Source organism: Streptomyces sp. NPDC001828, from assembly GCF_042892175.1.
GTDB lineage: Bacteria > Actinomycetota > Actinomycetes > Streptomycetales > Streptomycetaceae > Streptomyces.
In genome coordinates this window covers 1-20,117 of record NZ_JBIATV010000020.1, presented here as the reverse complement: position 1 = coordinate 20,117, position 20,117 = coordinate 1, and the positions used below count along the sequence as shown (strand labels likewise).

General features: G+C 72.2%; 15 protein-coding genes. 10 read left to right on the top strand and 5 right to left on the bottom strand.

Features of this window, described 5'->3' with window-relative positions; genetic code table 11:
* Positions 1-3 precede the first annotated feature (3 nt).
* Complete coding sequence (locus ACFYZA_RS37650; RefSeq protein ID WP_388494844.1) at positions 4-1,611, bottom strand: carboxyl transferase domain-containing protein; 1,608 nt, start codon at positions 1,609-1,611, stop codon at positions 4-6.
* A gap of 110 nt (positions 1,612-1,721) precedes the next feature.
* Between ACFYZA_RS37650 and ACFYZA_RS37645 the strand changes: the two genes are divergently transcribed.
* Together ACFYZA_RS37645 and ACFYZA_RS37640 are read left to right on the top strand one after the other, a co-directional pair.
* Positions 1,722-2,318 (top strand): TetR/AcrR family transcriptional regulator, encoded by a 597-nt coding sequence (locus ACFYZA_RS37645; RefSeq protein ID WP_382598111.1) that lies wholly within the window; start codon positions 1,722-1,724, stop codon positions 2,316-2,318.
* 84 nt (positions 2,319-2,402) lie between these two features.
* The gene (locus ACFYZA_RS37640; RefSeq protein ID WP_382598113.1) at positions 2,403-3,173 is read left to right on the top strand and encodes a phosphatase; all 771 of its coding nucleotides are present in this window, start codon (positions 2,403-2,405) and stop codon (positions 3,171-3,173) included.
* 349 nt (positions 3,174-3,522) lie between these two features.
* Here the strand turns inward: ACFYZA_RS37640 and ACFYZA_RS37635 are convergent, their stop codons facing one another.
* From ACFYZA_RS37635 to ACFYZA_RS37625, 3 genes are read right to left on the bottom strand one after another with little or no spacing between them, the layout of a single operon-like run.
* On the bottom strand, positions 3,523-4,452 hold the full coding sequence (locus ACFYZA_RS37635) for a cation diffusion facilitator family transporter (protein ID WP_382598115.1): 930 nt from the start codon (positions 4,450-4,452) through the stop codon (positions 3,523-3,525).
* 55 nt (positions 4,453-4,507) lie between these two features.
* Positions 4,508-5,380, bottom strand: a complete 873-nt coding sequence (gene tesB / locus ACFYZA_RS37630; protein ID WP_167153069.1) for an acyl-CoA thioesterase II — start codon at positions 5,378-5,380, stop codon at positions 4,508-4,510.
* Positions 5,381-5,413: 33 nt separating this feature from the next.
* Positions 5,414-6,571 carry an acyl-CoA dehydrogenase family protein gene (locus ACFYZA_RS37625; RefSeq protein ID WP_382598118.1) on the bottom strand — a complete coding sequence of 386 codons (1,158 nt, stop codon included), beginning with the start codon at positions 6,569-6,571 and terminating at the stop codon, positions 5,414-5,416.
* A gap of 235 nt (positions 6,572-6,806) precedes the next feature.
* Between ACFYZA_RS37625 and ACFYZA_RS37620 the strand changes: the two genes are divergently transcribed.
* On the top strand, positions 6,807-7,424 hold the full coding sequence (locus ACFYZA_RS37620) for a hypothetical protein (RefSeq protein WP_388494843.1): 618 nt from the start codon (positions 6,807-6,809) through the stop codon (positions 7,422-7,424).
* A gap of 39 nt (positions 7,425-7,463) precedes the next feature.
* Here the strand turns inward: ACFYZA_RS37620 and ACFYZA_RS37615 are convergent, their stop codons facing one another.
* A complete protein-coding gene (locus tag ACFYZA_RS37615) occupies positions 7,464-9,029 on the bottom strand; it encodes a PucR family transcriptional regulator ligand-binding domain-containing protein (RefSeq protein WP_388494842.1) in 1,566 nt (521 codons plus the stop codon).
* A gap of 207 nt (positions 9,030-9,236) precedes the next feature.
* Between ACFYZA_RS37615 and ACFYZA_RS37610 the strand changes: the two genes are divergently transcribed.
* From ACFYZA_RS37610 to ACFYZA_RS37580, 7 genes are all read left to right on the top strand, one after another.
* On the top strand, positions 9,237-10,724 hold the full coding sequence (locus tag ACFYZA_RS37610; RefSeq protein ID WP_382598124.1) for a sodium:solute symporter: 1,488 nt from the start codon (positions 9,237-9,239) through the stop codon (positions 10,722-10,724).
* A 47-nt stretch (positions 10,725-10,771) separates the two neighbouring features.
* Complete coding sequence (gene speB, locus ACFYZA_RS37605; protein WP_382598126.1) at positions 10,772-11,737, top strand: agmatinase; 966 nt, start codon at positions 10,772-10,774, stop codon at positions 11,735-11,737.
* A gap of 94 nt (positions 11,738-11,831) precedes the next feature.
* Positions 11,832-13,502: a thiamine pyrophosphate-binding protein gene (locus ACFYZA_RS37600; RefSeq protein WP_388494841.1), complete on the top strand. Its 1,671-nt coding sequence runs from the start codon at positions 11,832-11,834 to the stop codon at positions 13,500-13,502.
* Between the two features lie 122 nt (positions 13,503-13,624).
* Positions 13,625-17,353 carry an ABC transporter ATP-binding protein gene (locus ACFYZA_RS37595; protein ID WP_388494840.1) on the top strand — a complete coding sequence of 1,243 codons (3,729 nt, stop codon included), beginning with the start codon at positions 13,625-13,627 and terminating at the stop codon, positions 17,351-17,353.
* Between the two features lie 440 nt (positions 17,354-17,793).
* Positions 17,794-18,186 carry a hypothetical protein gene (locus tag ACFYZA_RS37590; RefSeq protein ID WP_382600461.1) on the top strand — a complete coding sequence of 131 codons (393 nt, stop codon included), beginning with the start codon at positions 17,794-17,796 and terminating at the stop codon, positions 18,184-18,186.
* Positions 18,187-18,301: 115 nt separating this feature from the next.
* Positions 18,302-19,708, top strand: a complete 1,407-nt coding sequence (locus ACFYZA_RS37585; RefSeq protein ID WP_388494839.1) for a S28 family serine protease — start codon at positions 18,302-18,304, stop codon at positions 19,706-19,708.
* Positions 19,709-19,935: 227 nt separating this feature from the next.
* On the top strand, positions 19,936-20,117 hold a 182-nt coding region (locus ACFYZA_RS37580; RefSeq protein ID WP_388494838.1), incomplete at its 3' end, for a DUF6507 family protein.

The window sequence follows — 20,117 nt, the reverse complement described above, 5'->3', positions numbered from 1 at the left end:
GTGTCACATCCGGAAGACGCCGAAGGCGGGGTCGGCCAGCGGGGCGTTGGCGCAGGCGGTCAGGGCCAGGCCCAGGACCTGACGCGTGTCGACGGGGTCGATCACGCCGTCGTCCCACAGCCGGGCGGTGGCGTAATAGGCGTTGCCCTGGGTCTCGTACTGCTCGCGGATGGGGGCCTTGAAGGCCTCCTCGTCCTCCGCGCTCCAGTCGTCGCCCAACTGGTCGCGCTTGACGGTCGCGAGGACGGAGGCGGCCTGTTCGCCGCCCATCACGGAGATCTTGGCGTTGGGCCACATCCACAGGAAGCGGGGGCTGTAGGCCCGGCCGCACATCGAGTAGTTGCCCGCGCCGTAGGAGCCGCCGACGACGACGGTCAGCTTCGGCACCCGCGTACAGGCGACGGCCGTCACCATCTTCGCGCCGTGCTTGGCGATGCCGCCCGCCTCGTAGTCCCGGCCGACCATGAAGCCCGAGATGTTCTGCAGGAACACCAGCGGGATGCCGCGCTGGTCGCACAGCTCGATGAAGTGGGCGCCCTTCTGGGCGGATTCGGAGAACAGGATGCCGTTGTTGGCGACGATCCCGACCGGGTGGCCGTGGATCCGCGCGAAGCCGGTGACCAGCGTCTGCCCGAACTCGGCCTTGAACTCCTGGAAGCGGGATCCGTCGACGACCCGGGCGATCACTTCCCGTACGTCATACGGGGTGCGCGAGTCGACCGGCACCGCGCCGTAGAGCCCGAACGGGTCGGCCTTCGGCTCCTCGGCCGGCTCCACCGACCAGGGCAGCGGGCCCCGGTCGGGCAGGGTGGCCACGATGTTACGGACGATGCGCAGCGCGTGCGCGTCGTCCTCGGCCAGGTGGTCGGTCACGCCGGAGACCCGCGAGTGCACTTCGCCGCCGCCGAGCTCCTCGGCCGTGACGACCTCGCCGGTGGCCGCCTTCACCAGCGGGGGGCCGCCCAGGAAGATCGTGCCCTGGTTGCGGACGATCACGGCCTCGTCGCTCATCGCGGGTACGTACGCGCCGCCGGCCGTGCAGGAGCCGAGGACGGCCGCGATCTGGGGGATGCCCGCGCTCGACATCCGGGCCTGGTTGTAGAAGATCCGCCCGAAGTGCTCGCGGTCCGGGAAGACCTCGTCCTGCATGGGCAGGAACGCGCCGCCCGAGTCGACCAGATAGAGGCAGGGCAGCCGGTTCTCCAGCGCCACCTCCTGGGCCCTCAGGTGCTTCTTCACCGTCATCGGGTAGTACGTGCCGCCCTTGACCGTGGCGTCATTGGCGACGATCACGCACTCGCGGCCGCTCACCCGGCCGATGCCGGCGATCACGCCGGCGGCGGGCGCCTGCCCGCCGTACATCCCCTCGGCGGCCAGCGGGGCCAGTTCGAGGAAGGGCGAGCCGGGGTCGAGGAGCGTGTCCACGCGGTCCCTCGGCAGCAGCTTGCCGCGCGCGACATGCCGCGCGCGGGACCGCTCGCCTCCGCCGAGCCGGGCCGCGGCGAGCCTGGTCCGCAGCTCGTCGCCGAGCGTGCGGTGCCCTGCCTCGTTGGCCCGCCAGGCCTCGGAGGCGGGATCCGCCGCACTCCCCAGGACCGGTGCCTGCTGCATCGTGTCGAGCCCCCTTGCCCGTACGCGGCGACGTCAACGGATGTTAGTGACCGTTAACTCATTGCCTTCAGGTTAACGAGCGCTAACCGCATTGTCTAGAATGAATTCCCATGAGCACCCGTACCGACGCCCCCACCCGCCGCGAGCAGATCCTGCGCGAGGCCGCCCGGCTCTTCGCCGAGCGCGGCTTCCACGGCGTCGGCGTCGACGAGATAGGCGCCGCGGTCGGCATCAGCGGCCCCGGTCTGTACCGGCACTTCGCGGGCAAGGACGCGATGCTGGCCGAGCTGCTCGTCGGCATCAGCGGGCGGCTGTACGACGGCGGGCGCAAGCGGGTCGCCGAGGCGGCGGGCGACCCCGAGCGGCTGCTCGGCTCGCTCATCGACGGGCACATCGACTTCGCCCTCGACGACCGGTCGCTCATCACCCTGCACGACCGCGAGCTGGACCGCCTCCGCGACAGCGACCGCAAGCTGGTGCGCCAGCTTCAGCGGCAGTACGTCGAGCTGTGGGTCGGCGTGGTGCGCGAGCTGTATCCGCCGGTGCCGGAGGCCGAGGTGCGCGGGGCCGTGCACGCCGTGTTCGGGCTGCTGAACTCGACCCCGCACCTCGGCTCGTACGGTTCGGGCCTGCCCGGCCGCTCAGCCACCGAGACGCTCCTTCGCCGCCTGGCGCACGGGGCCTTCGCCGCGCTCGACGCGCACTGAGCGGGCCGGTCCGGGCCCGGCGGCCGCGTCCACCGAGCGGGACGGACCGGTCGCGCGCGGCGCGCTCGGGGCAGAATGGGCGGCATGCCGATACCCAGCCGTGCCGCCCTTGTCGACCACCTCGTCCGCACCCGTATCGCCGGTGACGTCGCCACGCCACGCGACAACAACCTCTCCCACTACCGCAAGCTCGCCAACGGCGACCGCCACTACTGGCTGGGCCTTGAGCTGGGGGACCGCTGGACGGACGAGCAGGACGTGCTCGCCGTGATGGCCGAGCGCTGCGGCGTCGTGGACGACCCGCGCCACCGCACCGGCCAGGACACCATCGACCCCGAGCTGACCGTGGACGGCCTGGAGCGGATGGCGGCGCGGCTGCGGAAGGCCGCGGCGGGGCGGGAGCGGGTCCTCTTCGCGACCGGGCACCCCGGTGCGCTCATCGACGTGCACAGCCGTACCGCGGCGGGGCTGCGGGCCGCGGGGTGCGAGATCGTACGGATCCCCGGCGGGCTCACGGCGGACGAGGGGTACGTCGTGCAGTTCGCGGACGTGGCCGTCTTCGAGCGGGGTGCGTCGCTGTGGCACACCCACTCGCCGGAGCCCATGCGGGCGATTCTGGACGCGCTCGAGACCCCGCCGGACCTCGTGGTCGCGGACCACGGGTGGGCGGGGTGCGCGGGGCAGCGGGGGGTGGACTCCATGGGGTACGCGGACTGCAACGACCCCGCGCTGTTCCTGGCGGAGGCGGAGGGGGTGCTCCAGGTGACGGTTCCCCTGGACGACCACGTCGTGGATCCCCGCTTCTACGAGCCCATGACGGCGTACCTCCTCGCGGCGGCGGGCCTGGAGGCCTGACACCCCCTGGGGCTCCGCCCCGGCCCCCGGGGTGTTTGCCCACCCGCCCGCCCGTTGCCCGGGGTTGGTTGGTTCCGGGCCCCTGGGGCTCCGCCCCAGACCCCGTATCGCGCCTTAAGGGCGCTCGTCCTCAAACGCCGGACGGGCTGAGGATGCCCATGCCACCGGCGCCGCCAGGGGCGCGGGGAACTGCGCGAGAAGCGGGCACGGTCCGCAGTCGAGAAGGGGGTTAAGGGGCGCGGGGAACTGCGCGAACGAGGCCCGGCACCGGTGCCGCCAAGGGGCGCGGGGAACTGCGCGACCAGCCACGCACGGTGGACGGACGAGAAGGGGGCTCGGGCCCGCCGCTCTAGGCGGAGGGGGTCGGGTCCAGGTAGACGCGGCGGACCGCCGGGAAGCGGGCGCGCAGGCGGGCCTCCGCCTCGTCGCAGGCCCGCTCGACCTCCGCCGCCGTCGACACGTCCCGAAAGTCGATCTTCGCGGCGATCAGGATCTCCTCCGGGCCCTGGATGAGCGTGGTCAGCTCCAGGACCGCCTCCACGTGCGGCACCCCGAGCAGCACCGCCCGTACCCCGTCCCGCATCTCCGGCGGCAGCGGACGGCCGATCAGCAGGCGCGCGTTGGACCGGCCCAGCTCCCAGGCCACGTACGCCAGGAGCACGCCGATCAGCACGGAAGCCGTACCGTCCCAGACGCCGGAGCCCGTGAGCTGGCCGCCGAGCAGGCCGCCCGCCGCGAGCAGCAGGCCCACGAGCGCCGCCGAGTCCTCCATCACCACCGCCTTGACCGCGGTGTCCGGGGTCAGCCGGAAGTAGCGGCCCACGGGTGCCCCGAGCCGCGCCGCCTCCGCCTTCACCTGGCGGATGCCGGTCCGCAGCGAGTAGCCCTCCAGGAGGAAGGCGACCGCGAGGACGAGGTAGGAGACGAGCGGGTCGCCCAGCTCCTCGCCCGCCACCAGCGTGTGGATGCCGTCGTAGACCGAGAACACCGCGCCGCCGACGAACGTGGCGACCGCAGCGAACATCGCCCAGATGTAGCGCTCGGGCCCGTACCCGAGCGGGTGCTCCTCGTCGGCCGGCTTGTCGCTTCGCTTGAGCGCGGTCAGCAGGAGCAGTTCGGTGACCGTGTCGGCCAGCGAGTGCGCGGCCTCCGACAGCATCGCGCTGGACCCGCTGATCACCCCGGCCACGGCCTTCGCGAGGGCGATCCCGAGATTGGCGGCCGCCGCCACGACGACCGTGACCGTGCTCTCGCCGCCGCCCTCCTGCGTTGCGCTCATACCGGGACGGTATGTCCGATCCCCGTGCCCGGCGACGTCAGCGCCACCTGCGACGTCAGCGCGGGATGCGGACGACGCCCTCCTGGATCACGGTGATCGCGAGCCGCCCGTCCTGCGTGTAGATCCGCGCCTGCCCGAGCCCGCGCCCGCCGGACGCCGAGGGCGACTCCTGGTCGTACAGGAGCCATTCGTCGGCGCGGAAGGGCCGGTGGAACCACATCGCGTGGTCGAGCGAGGCGCCCACGACGTCGCCGACCGCCCAGCCGCCGCGCCCGTGGGCGAGCAGCACCGAGTCGAGCAGCGTCATGTCGGAGACGTACGTCGCGAGGCACACGTGGAGCAGCGGGTCGTCGGCGAGCTTGCCGTTGGTGCGGAACCACACCTGGGAGCGCGGCTCGCGCGGGGTGCCGACGCTGCCCCACGGCGGCGCGTCCACGTACCGCAGATCGACGGCCGCGCGGGCCTCGATCAGCCGGTCCACCACGCCCGCGTCGCGGAAGGCGTCCGCGTACCGAGGCAGCATCTCGGCGGCCGTCGGCAGCGACTCCGGGTCCGGCGCGGGCGGCATGCCGGCCTGGTGCTCCATGCCCTCCTCGTACGTCTGGAACGACGCGGAGAGGTGGAAGATCGGCTGCCCGTGCTGGATGGCGACGACGCGGCGGGTGGTGAAGGAGGCGCCGTCGCGGATGCGGTCGACGGTGTAGACGATCGGCGCGCCCGGGTCGCCCGCCCGCAGGAAGTAGGCGTGCAGCGAGTGCGCCATCCGGTCGGCGGGCACGGTGCGGCCCGCGGCGACCAGCGCCTGCGCGGCCACCTGGCCGCCGAAGACGCGGGGCACGACCGCCGAGCGGGACCGGCCGCGGAAGATGTCCTCCTCGATCCGCTCGAGGTCGAGCAGATCGAGGAGGTTCTCAAGTGCCTGATGCATGAAGGTAGTTGTACAGGTCGGTGTGGCCGGCCCCTACAGCCCCATGTTCTTGGCGATGATCGACTTCATGATCTCGCTGGTGCCGCCGTAGATCCGGTTCACCCGGTTGTCGGCGTACAGGCGGGCGATCGGGTACTCGTTCATGAAGCCGTAGCCGCCGTGCAGCTGGAGGCAGCGGTCGATGACGCGGTGCGCGACCTCGGTGCAGAACAGCTTCGCGGACGCGGCCTCGGCCGGCGTCAGCTCGCCCGCGTCGAGGGCCTCCAGGGCGCGGTCGGCGACCGCCTCGGCGGCGTCCACCTCGGCCTGGCAGGCGGCCAGTTCGAACTTGGTGTTCTGGAACGAGGCGACCGTCTTGCCGAAGACCGTACGGTCCTGGACGTACTCCTTGGCGAACCGGACGGCCGCCTTGGCCTGGGCGTACGCGCCGAACGCGATGCCCCAGCGCTCGGACGCGAGGTTGTGGCCGAGGTAGTAGAAGCCCTTGTTCTCCTCGCCGAGCAGGTCCTCCGCGGGGACCTTGACGTCGACGAACGCGAGCTCGGCGGTGTCGGAGGTCTTCAGGCCGAGCTTGTCGAGCTTGCGGCCGACCGAGTAGCCCTCGGACTTGGTGTCCACCGCGAACAGCGAGATGCCGTGGCGGCGGTCCTCGGCGGAGGGGGCGTCGGTGCGGGCGCAGACGATCACGCGGTCGGCGTGCACGCCGCCGGTGATGAAGGTCTTGGCGCCGTTGAGGACGTAGTGCGAGCCGTCCTCGGAGAGCTTGGCGGTGGTCTTCATGCCCGCGAGGTCGGAGCCGGTGCCCGGCTCGGTCATCGCCAGCGCCCACATCTCCTCGCCGGAGACGAACTTCGGCAGGAAGCGCTTCTTCTGCTCGTCGGTGGCGAGCATCTTGATGTAGGGCAGGCCGAGCAGCACGTGCACACCCGAGCCGCCGAACTGGACGCCCGCGCGGGCCGTCTCCTCGTACATCACGGCCTCGAACTTGTACGAGTCGATGCCGGCGCCGCCGAACTCCTCGTCCACGCGGATGCCGAAGATGCCGAGCTCGGCGAGCTTGTAGTAGAACTCGCGCGGCACGATGCCCTGCGCGAACCACTCGTCGTAGGCGGGGACGACCTCGGCCTCGATGAAGGCGCGCAGGGTCTCCCGGAACGCCTCGTGGTCTTCGTTGAATACCGTACGGCGCACGGTCGCCCTCCTCGGCTCGCAAATTCGGCTAAGCGCTTGCTCAGGTTGAATAACGAAGTTACCCGGCAGTCACCGGCACTGTCCAGGGGTCCAGAGTGAGACGCCCCACTCCCCGCCGCCACCCGGCCCCCGCTCCGGCGCCACCCGGCGACGGCCTAGGATCCAGTCCGTCGGTCATCGGCGGCCGCACCCGGTCGCCGCGGCGGTCCCGGCCGGACCTCATCGGGGGATGTCCATGCTTGTGAAATTCCGTGCTGCCGCCGTACTCGGCGCCGCCGCGCTCCTGCTCGCCGGATGCTCGAAGGGCTCGGAGAGCGGGGCGTTGAGCGTGGCGTGGGTCAAGGAGCGGGCCAAGGAGACGGGTACCGGCGGTGCGCCGAAGTGCCCGGTGAAGTACGACATCGTCGCGGCGGCCAAGGCCTCGGGATACAGCGGCCGGGCGGGAACGCGGCCCGACGAGCCCGTGGCCACGGGGGAGTTCGACGGCTCGGCGGACTCCCCGCTCCGCCGGGCCGACGGAGCCCTCCTCGACTGCGTCTACTGGATCAACTCCCAGAAGCTGCACGCCTACACCGTCGCGGCGGGCAAGGGCGCGGCGCTGAATCTGCTGGCGCCGGTCGTCCAGCGCGACGCCGGGATGTCCACGGACGCGCTGGTGGCCTGGCTCGGCACGGCGGCCAAGGCGGAGCGCGGGGTGCCGGTGCCGACGCCCGGCGACACCGTCGTGTCGGTACGGCTGCCCGTGTCCGGCCCGGGCGATGCGACCCTGGTCGTGAGCCTCGGCGAGAACGCCAAGGCAGACCCCCAGCTGGAACGCCTGGCCAAGGAGCTGGGGACCCAGGCCGGGACCTGAACCCGGCCACCCGACGCGCGCGTTGGCATCGGGGGGAGCTCAGCCCTGCTGCTTCAGCGCCAGCCACAGCTCCGTGCGTACGTCCATGTCGTCGAGGTCGGTGCCGAGCAGTGCCGCGCAGCGGGCGATCCGCTGGCGGACGGTGTTGCGGTGCACTCCGACGGCCACCGCGCTGCGGTCCCAACTCCCGTGCAGCGAGAGCCAGGTGTGCAGGGTGGCGCGCTGGGTCTCGGTGAGCGGGGCGAGCAGTTCGCGGGCGTACGCGGCGGCCTCCTCGGGGTCCACGAGCGCCCCGAATCCGGCGGGCCGGTGCCGGGCCAGGGCGACGCGGGTCGCCTCCGCGCGTGCCAGGGCGCGGGCTGCCTGGGTGTCGGCGACCGAGAGCCCGTCGAGCCCGGCCGGGGCGCTGATGCCCAGGGTCCAGTCGGGGTGCGGGGTGACCTCGCGGCCGGCCGGCAGGAGGGCGCGTACGCGGTGGCCGTCCGCCTCGACCAGCGGGGTCCCGAGGTCGGGCGCGGGACCCTGGCCCCGGGCGTGCACCACGGTCCACGGCCCCGGGCCGAGCAGCTCGGAGGTGTCCTGCGGCCCGCCGCCCAGCAGCATCCGCACCAGGGCGGCCGAACGGGCCGCCTCGTCGGCGCCCTGCCGCTCGGCGGTGAGCAGGGTGAGCAGCACGGCCGCGACACCGGCGATGGTGTGGTCGCCGGGGGCGCGGTGGGGGGTGGCCAGCGCGAGCACGCGGGGCCCCGCGAGGGCGTAGGCGGAGAGGTGGGTGCCGGCCACGGTGTCGCTGGCGGTGAGCGCGCTTCCCCCGCCCCGCCCTTTTCCGGCCGGGGCCTCAAGGGGGAATTCCGGCCCCTGCGGCGTTTGAGCGGTGGGGTCCGGGGTCGAGCCCCGTGTCCGGCGGTCCGCGGCCGTCGCATCATCCGCCGGAGGCTTTCGGGAAGGGGCGGGGTGGGGAAGGTCCGCCGAAGGCGCCACCACCCGCACCAGCCCCCGCACCCCCACCCGCTGGGAATCGGACGGTTCCGGCCCCGCCGAATCCAGGACCGACCCCTCCGGGGTCACCAGCGCCGCCCACCCCCCGATCCGCCCCGCGAGCACCCGCAGCACCGCACCCACCGGCTCAAGCCGGGCCGCCGCCGTGGCCAGCGCCCGCTGGCCCTCGCTCACCCTCCGCAACTCCTCCTCCCGCGCCCGCGCCATCAGCAGCCACACCGCCCGCGCCACCCCCGAGAACGTCGTCTGCGGCGGCACCTCCAGGAGGGGGAGGCCGTGGCGGGCGCAGGCCTCCACCAGGGCGGGCGGGACCGCGTCGTACACGGGGGCCACGCCGAAGCCGAGGGCCGCCGCGCCCGCCGCCGCCACCCGGGCCACGTACACCTCGGGGTCGGGGAGCTGCACCCCCGCCGTCATCAGGAGCTCGCCGCCGAGCAGATACGGGAACGGGTCGGCCATCTCCGAGGTGTGCACCCAGCGGATGGACGCGTCCGAGGGACCCGCGAGCTGCCGCAGGCCCAGGTCGGAGCGGGCGAGCAGCGCGGCGAGCGGCACGGGCGGGGTGGGAGGAATGGTCGGGGCGGTCGGAGCGGTCTGGTCCGGCATGGTGGACGATCCATCCATCGACAGCGTCGGGAGTGGAGGAAACGTACACTTCAGCGTTGCTTTCCGGCCACCTAAGGTCGTGCCGAACCGAAGGCCGCGGGTACGGGCGGATGTCCCCGCGAAAAGCCGACGGGACCTCGACATCTCCCTGGAACCCGAGATCCCCCGCACGACACGCCACCGAGTGAGCGCGAAGGAGGGCCCCGCATGGCCGTCGACTACACAGTGATCGTCGTCTATCTGGCCGGGATGCTGGCGATGGGCTGGTGGGGCATGCGCCGCGCCCGCTCGAAGTCCGAATTCCTCGTCGCGGGGCGGCGGTTGGGGCCCGCGATGTACTCCGGCACCATGGCCGCCATCGTGCTCGGCGGCGCCTCCACCATCGGCGGCGTGGGCCTCGGCTACAAGTACGGCCTGTCCGGCGCCTGGATGGTGTTCACCATCGGCCTCGGCCTGCTGGCGCTCTCCGTCTTCTTCTCCGCCCGCATCGCCCGGCTCCGCGTCTACACCGTCTCCGAGATGCTGGACCTGCGCTACGGCGGCCGGGCCGGACTCATCTCCGGCCTCGTGATGTGGGCCTACACGCTGATGCTCGCGGTCACCTCGACCATCGCGTACGCCACCATCTTCGACGTCCTCTTCGACCTGAACCGCACGGTCGCGATCATTCTCGGCGGCGCCATCGTCGTCGCGTACTCGACGCTCGGCGGCATGTGGTCCATCACCCTCACCGACATGGTGCAGTTCGTCGTCAAGACGATCGGGGTGCTGCTGCTCCTGCTGCCCATCGCCGTCGTCAAGGCCGGCGGGTTCGGCGCGATGAAGGCGAAGCTGCCCTCCGGTTACTTCGACCCGCTCGGCATCGGCGGCGAGACGATCTTCACGTACGTCCTGATCTACACGTTCGGCATGCTCATCGGGCAGGACATCTGGCAGCGCGTGTTCACCGCGCGCAGCGACAAGGTCGCCCGGCTCGGCGGCACCGTCGCCGGTACGTACTGCCTGGTGTACGCCGTCGCGGGCGCCGTCATCGGCACCGCCGCCAAGGTGCTCTACCCGAACCTCGCCAGTGCCGACGACGCGTTCGCCACCATCGTCAAGGCCGAACTGCCCGTCGGCATAAGGGGGTTGGTGCTCGCCGCCGCCCTCGCCGCCGTGATGTCCACCTCCTCCGGCGCGCTCATCGCCTCGGCCACCGTGGCCAACAACGACATCTGGGCGCGGCTGCGGGGCCGGTCCGGGCAGGCCGCCACCGACCACGACGAGGTGAAGGGCAACCGGGTCTTCATCCTCGTCATGGGCCTCGTCGTGATCGTCATCGCGACCCGCCTGAGCAGTGTCGTCGAGGGCCTCACCGTCGCCTACGACCTGCTTGTGGGCGGGCTGCTCGTGCCGATCCTCGGCGGGCTGCTGTGGAAGCGCGGCACCGCGTCGGGCGCCCTCGCCTCCGTCGTCGTCGGCGGCCTCGCGGTCGTCGCGCTGATGGTGCGCTACGGCATCCTCGCCAACGAGCCCGTCTACTACGGACTGCTCGCCTCGCTCCTCGCCCACGTCGTCGTGTCGTACGCGACGAAGCCGACCGACGCCGCGGTGCTCGCCGTCTGGCGCGAGCGGCTGGCCGGGCGCGGGGCGGAACCCGGCGCGTCGGATCCCGACGAGCCGGCGGCCGCCGAAGCGGCACCGGCACACAGCTAGAGTCACACTGATAAAGCGCATAAACGCTGAAACGAAGGGCAATTCAGATGAGCAGCAACGAAACGCCGCGCGGTCCGATCGACTCGTCCCGCATCCCGCGGTACGCCGGGCCCGCGACCTTCGCCCGGCTGCCCCGCCTCGACGAGGTCGGCACCGCCGATGTCGCCGTGGTCGGCGTGCCCTTCGACAGCGGTGTCTCCTACCGGCCCGGCGCCCGCTTCGGCGGCAACGCCATCCGCGAGGCCTCCCGCCTGCTGCGCCCGTACAACCCGGCGCAGGACGCCTCGCCGTTCGCGCTCGCCCAGGTCGCCGACGCCGGTGACATCGCGGCCAACCCGTTCAACATCAACGAGGCCGTCGACACCATCGAGGCCGCCGCCGACGACCTGCTCGGCACCGGCGCCCGCCTCATGACGCTCGGCGGCGACCACACCATCGCGCTGCCGCTGCTGCGCTCGGTCGCCAAGAAGCACGGCCCGGTCGCGCTGCTCCACTTCGACGCGCACCTCGACACCTGGGACACCTACTTCGGCGCCGAGTACACCCACGGCACCCCGTTCCGCCGGGCCGTCGAGGAGGGCATCCTCGACACCGAGGCGCTCTCGCACGTCGGCACGCGCGGCCCGCTGTACGGCAAGCAGGACCTGACCGACGACGAGAAGATGGGCTTCGGCATCGTCACCTCCGCCGACGTCTACCGGCGCGGCGCCGACGAGGTCGCCGACCAGCTCCGCCAGCGCATCGGCGACCGCCCGCTCTACATCTCCATCGACATCGACTGCCTGGACCCGGCCCACGCGCCCGGCACCGGCACCCCCGAGGCCGGCGGCATGACCTCGCGCGAGCTCCTGGAGATCCTGCGGGGCCTCGCCTCCTGCAACCTGGTCTCCGCCGACGTCGTCGAGGTCGCCCCGGCCTACGACCACGCCGAGATCACCAGCGTGGCCGCCTCGCACACCGCCTACGAGCTGACCACGATCATGTCCCGGCAGATCGCGGCGAGCCGCGGCTGAGGCGCGGCACGGACCGGGAAACGATCAACGGCGTCGGCCCGGCGGCCGGAGGACCGGCGCCGGGCCGAAGGCCGAGCTCCAAGGAGAGGACGCGATGACCCACGACCACGACCTCGTGCTGCGGCCCACGCCGCGCCAGGTGGAGGCCGCCCTGAACCCCCCGCCCGGGCGCAACGGCGGTGACCTGGTGGTCGAGACCCTCGCCGGGCTCGGCGCCACCACCGTGTTCGGCCTGCCCGGTCAGCACGCGCTCGGCATGTTCGACGCGCTGCGCCGCTCGGACCTGCGGTACGTCGGCCTCCGGGTCGAGAACAACGCGGGCTTCGCCGCCGACGCGTACGGTCGGGTCACCGGCGAGGCGGCCCCGCTGCTGCTGTCGACCGGCCCCGGCGCGCTGACCTCGCTCGCCGCGCTCCAGGAGGCGGCAGCCGCCTCGTCCCCGGTCGTCGCGATCTCAAGTCAGATCCCCACCGCGGGACTTGGCGGCGGACGGCACGGCTATCTGCACGAGCTGCGCGACCAGAAGGCGTCCTTCCGCGATGTGGTCAAGTCCGTCCACACCGTGCGCAGCCAGTCGCAGATCCCCTCCGCGATCGCGGCCGCCTGGGAGTCGGCGCTGACCGCGCCGCACGGGCCGGTGTGGGTGGAGATCCCGCAGGACGTCCTGCTCGCCGAGACGGCGCTGCCCGCCGTCACGCCCATGGACGCCTTCCCCGAAGACCTCGTCCCGCGCCCCGAACTGACCGCCGTGGCAGCCGAGTTGCTGGCGAACGCGGTCCGCCCGGCGATCATCGCGGGCGGCGGTGTCGTACGCGCCGACGCCTCGGGCAAGCTGCTCGCGCTCGCCGAGAGGCTGGACGCGCCGGTCGTGACGACCTTCGGCGGCAAGGGCGCCTTCCCCTGGGAGCACCCGCTCTCGCTCCAGTCCTGGCTGGAGGACCGGCACACCACGGACTTCCTCGAGGACGCGGACGTCCTGCTCGTCGTCGGCTCCGGGCTCGGCGAGCTGTCCTCGAACTACCACACGTTCCAGCCGCGCGGCCGGATCATCCAGATCGAGGCCGACCTCGGCAAGCTGGAGTCCAACCACCCGGCGCTCGGCATCCACGCGGACGCCCGCATCGCCCTCCAGGCCCTGCTCGAAACGGTCGCGGAGCGTCACGACGAGACGGCGGCCGGGCGGGTACGGGCCGTCCTCGACCAGGTCCGGGCCCGGATCGACGCGCAGGACCTCGGCGAGGAGCGGCGCATCCTGGCCGCCGTGCGCGAGGCGCTGCCGGCCGGGGCGCCCAGCTTCTGGGACATGACGATCCTGGCCTACTGGGCCTGGTCGGCCTGGCCCGGCGCGATGCACTCGGCCCAGGGCGCCGGGGGCCTCGGCTACGGCTTCCCGGCGGCGCTCGGCGCGGCCGCCGCCGATCCCGGGCGCCCGGTCCTCGCGGTGTCCGGCGACGGCGGGGCGATGTACTCGATCGCGGAGCTCGCCACGGCGAAGCAGTACGACCTGCCGGTCACCTGGCTGATCGTCGACGACGGCGGTTACGGCATCCTGCGCGAATACATGACGGACACGTTCGGTGAGGCCACGGCCACCGAGCTGGCCCGGCCCGACTTCGTCGCGCTCGCCGAGTCCTTCGGCGTCCCGGCCGTCCGCACCACCCCGGACACCCTGGCCGCCGACCTCACCAAGGCGCTGGCTGCCCCCGGGCCCTCGGTGGTCGTGCTGCCCGCCCTCCTGAAGATGTTCGCGCCGACCCACCTCTGAGGCGCGGCCGGACTTCGGACAGTACCCAGGACCTGGGTCCCGTATTTGTTGCGGCGGGATGAAATCCGCAGGCCCCCGTGTTGGGGCTTGCGGCAGGACCAGGTACCAACGGGAGGAATGTCGTGACGGAGGGTGCGCAACAGGGGTGGGCGCGCAGGCTGACCGGGTACGCCTGGCGGTACCGGCGCAACGTGGTGCTCGCGCTCGGCTCCTCGCTCGGCGGCATGGCCGTCATGGCGCTCGTCCCGCTGATCACCAAGGTGGTCATCGACGACGTCATCGGCGCCCACACCCGCTCCCTGGCCGTCTGGACCGGCCTCCTCATAGCCTCCGCCGTCGTGGTGTACGGGCTCACCTACATCCGGCGGTACTACGGAGGGCGGCTCGCCCTCGACGTCCAGCACGACCTGCGCACCGAGATGTACCGCACGATCACCCGGCTCGACGGGCGGCGCCAGGACGAGCTGTCCACCGGGCAGGTCGTCGGCCGTGCCACCAGCGACCTCCAGCTGATCCAGGGCCTCCTCTTCATGCTGCCGATGACCATCGGCAACGTCCTGCTCTTCGTGATCTCCATCGGGATCATGGCGTGGCTCTCGCCGCTGCTCACCCTCGTGGCCCTCGCCGTCGCCCCCGCCCTCTGGTTCATCGCCAAGCGCAGCCGCACCCGTCTGTTCCCCGCCACCTGGTACGCCCAGGGCCAGGCCGCCGCCGTCGCCGGGGTCGTCGACGGGGCCGTGTCCGGGGTCCGGGTCGTCAAGGGCTTCGGCCAGGAGGACCAGGAGACCGGCAAGCTCCGCGAGGTCGGCCGCAAGCTGTTCGCGGGCCGCCTTCGCACCATCAGGCTGAACGCCCGCTACACCCCGGCCCTCCAGGCCGTCCCCGCGCTCGGCCAGGTCGCCATGCTGGCCCTCGGCGGCTGGCTCGCCACCCGTGGCCAGATCACGCTCGGCACGTTCGTGGCGTTCTCCACCTACCTCGCCCAGCTCGTCGGGCCCGTCCGCATGCTCGCCATGGTGCTCACCGTGGGCCAGCAGGCGCGGGCCGGCGTCGAGCGCGTCCTGGAGCTCATCGACACCGAGCCGTCCATGAAGGACGGCACCAAGGAGCTGTCGCCGGACACCCCCGCGACCGTCGAGTTCGACGACGTGAGCTTCGGCTACGACGACGAGCGGCCCGTCCTGAAGGGCTTCTCGCTCGACATCCGGCCCGGCGAGACCGTCGCCGTGGTCGGCTCGTCCGGCTCCGGCAAATCCACCGTCTCGCTGCTCCTGCCCCGCTTCTACGACGTCGCCCACGGCGCCGTCCTCATCGGCGGCCACGACGTGCGCGAGCTGACGCTCTCCTCGCTGCGCGCCGCCATCGGGCTCGTACCGGAGGACTCGTTCCTCTTCTCCGACACCGTCGGCGCCAACATCGCGTACGGCAAGCCGGACGCCACCCAGGAGGAGATAGAGAAGGCCGCGCGCGCCGCGCAGGCGGACCGCTTCATCGCCGAGCTGCCCAAGGGCTACGACACCACCGTCGGCGAGCACGGCCTGACCCTCTCCGGCGGCCAGCGCCAGCGCGTCGCGCTGGCCCGCGCCATCCTCACCGACCCCCGGCTGCTCGTCCTGGACGACGCGACCTCGGCCGTCGACGCCCGCGTCGAGCACGAGATCCACGAGGCCCTGAAGTCGGTCATGGCCGGCCGCACCACCCTGCTCATCGCGCACCGCCGTTCCACCCTCGCCCTCGCCGACCGCATCGCCGTCCTCGACGGCGGACGGCTCGCCGCGATCGGCACCCACGACGAGCTCCAGCGCGACAGCGCCCTCTACCGCCGTCTGCTCACCGACCCCGACGAACTCGGCGCGGTCTCCCCGGGCCACACCCCGCCCGCCCCGCAGACCGAGGACGAGGACCACTCCGTACGGGACGAGCTGGACGCGGAGTACGACGTCGAGCGCGGCATCACCCCGCCGCTGTGGGTCCGCGAGGAGAAGGCCGAGTCCGCCGCCCCCGGCGGGATGCCTGCCACCCCCGAACTGCTCGCCCAGGTCGAGGCGTTGCCGCCCGCGACCGATGTGCCCGCGATAGACGAGGCGAAGGCCGTCCAGGCCGAGGAGTCCTACGGCCTGCGCCGACTGCTCCGCGGCTTCGGCCTTCCCCTCCTCGCCTCGCTCCTCCTGGTCGTGATCGACGCGGGAATGTCGCTGATCCTGCCGATCCTGATCCGGCACGGCATCGACCAGGGCGTCACCAAGCTCGCGCTCGGCGCGGTCTGGGCGGCGGCCGGGCTCGCCCTGCTCAGCGTCGTCGTGCAGTGGCTCGCCCAGACCCGCGAGACGCAGGTCACCGGACGCACCGGCGAACGCATCCTGTACGCCCTGCGCCTGAAGATCTTCGCCCAGCTCCAGCGGCTCGGACTCGACTACTACGAGCGGGAGTTGACCGGCCGGATCATGACCCGCATGACGACGGACGTCGACGCGCTGTCCACGTTCCTGCAGACCGGTCTGGTCACCGCGTTCGTCTCCGTCGTCACGTTCTTCGGCATCATGGTCGCGCTGCTCGTCATCGACGTGCAGCTCGCGCTCGTCGTCTTCGCGACGCTTCCGCTGCTCGTCGTCGGCACGTACGTCTTCCGCAAGAAGAGCGTGCAGGCCTACGAACTGGCCCGCGAGCGCGTCAGCGTCGTCAACGCCGACCTCCAGGAGTCGGTGTCGGGACTGCGCATCGTGCAGGCGTTCCGGCGCGAGCGCGACGGCTCGGCGCGGTTCGCCGAGCGCAGCGACCACTACCGCCAGGCGCGCGTGCGCGGCCAGTGGCTGATCTCGGTGTACTTCCCGTTCGTGCAGCTCCTGTCGTCGGTGGCGGCGGCCGCCGTGCTGATCGTGGGCGCGCACCGGGTCGACGCCGGCACCCTCACCACGGGCGCGCTCGTCGCCTACCTGCTGTACATCGACCTGTTCTTCGCCCCCGTCCAGCAACTCTCGCAGGTCTTCGACGGCTACCAGCAGGCGGCGGTCTCCCTCAAGCGCATCCAGGAACTCCTCCAGGAGCAGACCTCCACCGCCGAGGCCACCGAGCCGCTCGACGTGCTCTCGCTGCGCGGCGAGATCGTCTTCGAGAACGTCGACTTCGCGTACGGGTCCGCCGACGAGCCGGAGGAGGCGCTCAGCGGGGTCGACATACACATACCGGCCGGGCAGACCGTGGCCTTCGTCGGCGAGACCGGCGCGGGCAAGTCCACCCTCGTCAAGCTGGTGGCGCGCTTCTACGACCCGACCGGCGGGCGGGTCACCGCCGACGGCACGGACCTGCGGGACCTGGACATCACCGCCTACCGGCACCGGCTCGGCGTCGTCCCGCAGGAGGCGTACCTCTTCGAGGGCACCGTCCGCGACGCCATCGCCTACGGCCGGCCCGACGCGAGCGACGCGGAGGTGGAGGCGGCGGCCCGCGCGGTCGGCGCCCACGACATGATCGCGACGCTCGACGGCGGTTACCTGCACGAGGTCGCCGAGCGCGGCCGCAATCTCTCCGCCGGGCAGCGCCAGCTGATCGCGCTGGCCCGCGCCGAACTCGTCGACCCGGACATACTGCTGCTCGACGAGGCGACGGCGGCGCTCGACCTCGCGACGGAGGCCCAGGTCAACCAGGCGACCGAGCGGCTCACCGGGCGCCGTACGACCCTGGTCGTCGCGCACCGCCTGACCACGGCGGCCCGGGCGGACCGGGTGATCGTGATGGATCACGGGCGGGTCGCCGAGGACGGCACGCACGAGCAGCTCCTTGCCCTGGACGGCAAGTACGCCCGCCTGTGGCGCACGTTCATCGGCGAAGCCGAGCCCATCGCGGCCCGCTGACCCCCAACCCCCTGGGGCTCCGCCCCCGGCCCCGGGGTGTTTGCCCACCCGCCCGCCCGTTGCCCGGGGTTGGTTGGTCCCGGCCCCTGGGGCTCCGCCCCAGACCCCGTATCGCGCCTAAAGGGCGCTCGTCCTCAATCGCCGGACGGGCTGAGGATGCCCATGCCACCGGCGCTGCCAGGGGGCGCGGGGAACTGCGCGAGAAGCGGGCACGGTCCGCGGGCGAGAACGGGTTTAGGGGCGCGGGGAACTGCGCGATCAGGCACGCACGGTGCGAGGCCGAAGAGGGGTTGGGGGCGCGGGGAACTGCGCGAAAGGGTTCCGGGCGCAGCGGCACCGCACGCCCACCCCGCACCGGAGAACCGCCGGACGGCCCACCGCGTCCCACCCCACGTACGCGCACGTGACGGAAGGGTGCAAGCGTGTTCGGTGGGGTGAGTATGTTCGGCGGGGCGGGCGGCAAAGGACGGCTGGGGCCCGCCCTGGCCGTGCTCGCGGCGGCGGCCGGCCTGGTCGTGTTCGGGCCGGCCGGCGGCAGCGCGGACGCGGCGGCGGCATGCGCCGGGCGGCCGTTGAAGACGGTCGGGTTCGCCACGGGCGAGCTGCGCCTCTACAAGGGCAACGGGTACGCGTGCGCGGTGACCGCCGCGAAGAGCCCGGGGCCGCGACGCCAGATGTCGGTGACGATCCAGGCCCGGGGCAGCGCCCCGGCCGGCGACTCCGGCGCCTACACACAGCTGGCCGGCCCCGTCACCGTGCACGCGGGCAACCGCTGCGTCCGCGCCACCGGCGCGATATCGGGCAGTTCGGCGCAGACGGGCTGGGTCTGCTGACCGGCCGCTGAAGGGCATCCGTGGGGAACAACTGGGTCTGGCGGGGCCGGTGTTGACACCGCTAGGTTCGCGGAGCCACGTTCCGAGCCCACAGGGGCCCCACAGGGGAGTGTGAATGCGCAAGGCGTTCAGATGGCTGTTGTCGCTGGTCGTGCTGATAGGCACGCTGACCGCGACGGCAGCCACGGCAGGGGCGGCCACCGCCGCCGAGCCGGACATCAAGGACCGCATCCTGGCGATACCCGGGATACGTCTCATAGAAGAGAAGCCGTACACCGGCTACCGCTACTTCGTTCTCTCCATCACGCAGCCGGTCGACCACCACAACCCGTACAGCCGGGCCACCTTCCAGCAGCGTTTCACCCTGCTGCACAAGGACACCGACCGCCCGACGGTGATGTACACCAGCGGCTACGACGTCTCGACGAACCCCAGCCGCAGCGAACCGACGCAGATCGTGGACGGCAACCAGGTCTCCGTCGAGTACCGCTACTTCCCGCAGTCCCGGCCGCAGCCCACCGACTGGTCCAAGGACGACATCTGGCAGGCGGCGAGCGACCAGCACGCCATCTTCCGGGCCCTGAAGCCGGTCTACTCGAAGAACTGGCTGACCACGGGCGGTTCCAAGGGTGGCATGACGGCCACGTACTACAAGCGCTTCTACCCGCGTGACATGGACGGCGTCGTCGCGTACGTGGCCCCCAACGACGTGGTGAACAACGAGGATTCCGCCTACGACCGGTTCTTCACGTCCGTCGGCACCAAGGAGTGCCGCGACAAGCTGGAGGGCGTGCAGCGCGAGGCGCTCGTGCGGCGGGCGTCCCTGGAGAAGAAGTACCGGGAGTACGCGACCGCGAACGGCTACACCTTCACGACGGTCGGCTCCCTCGACAAGGCCTACGAGGCGGTCGTGCTCGACTACGTCTGGGGCTTCTGGCAGTACCACCTGCTCGCCGAGTGCTCCACGATCCCGGCGGACGCGGCGCACGCGACCGACCAGGCGATCTGGGACTCCATCGACACGATCTCCGGCTACTCCTTCTACACCGACCAGGGCCTGGCCCCCTACACGGCGTACTACTACCAGGCCGGTACGCAGCTGGGCTCGCCCACGATCAAGCAGCCCTGGCTCGGCAAGCTGAGCCGCTACGGCTACCAGCCGCCGCGCAACTTCGTGCCGCGGGACATCCCGATGCGGTTCCAGCCGTGGGCGATGCCGGACGTCGACGCGTGGGTCAAGCACCACGCGGACCACATGCTGTACGTGTACGGCCAGAACGACCCGTGGGGTGCCGAGCGCTTCAACCTCGGCTCGGGAGCACGCGACTCCTACGTGTACACGGTCCCGGGCGGCAACCACGGCTCGAAGGTGGCCGCGCTGCCGACCGCGCAGAAGTCCGCGGCGACCTCCGCGATCCTCCGCTGGGCAGGCCTGAACCCGGCCCCCGCGAAGCCGCAGGCGCAGTTCGACGCGAAGCTGGACGCAGCCCCGCCGACCCGGACGGCGACCCTGCGCCCCTGACCCTGGGGGGCCGACGCCCTGCGCCCGTGGCCCTGGGCGTCGGCCCCGATCTCCCGCGTTGAGGGGCTCCCCTGTCCCTTGCGTCCCACCCAGCCCATGGCCCTCCACTTGGCTGGATCCATGTCCATGGGTTCGCAACCTCGTTGCGGTTGCAATGCCGGTTCGGGGAGGATTGGTGTTCGCCGGGGGGCGTATGGGACCCGTGTGGCGGTGTGTGGGGTCAACTGATGTGCGGGGGTTGGACTTTCGTGTCGGGGTGGGATGTTTCGCCGTCGGGTGTGTCGGGGGTTCTGGGCAGGGCCGCGACGGCTGCGGAGGGGCTGTCGAAGGCGGGCGAGGCGATGCAGGTGAGTCTGCCGTCGGCGGCGCATGCGGCGGGAACGATTTCGGGGCCGTCGTGCGGGCCGGA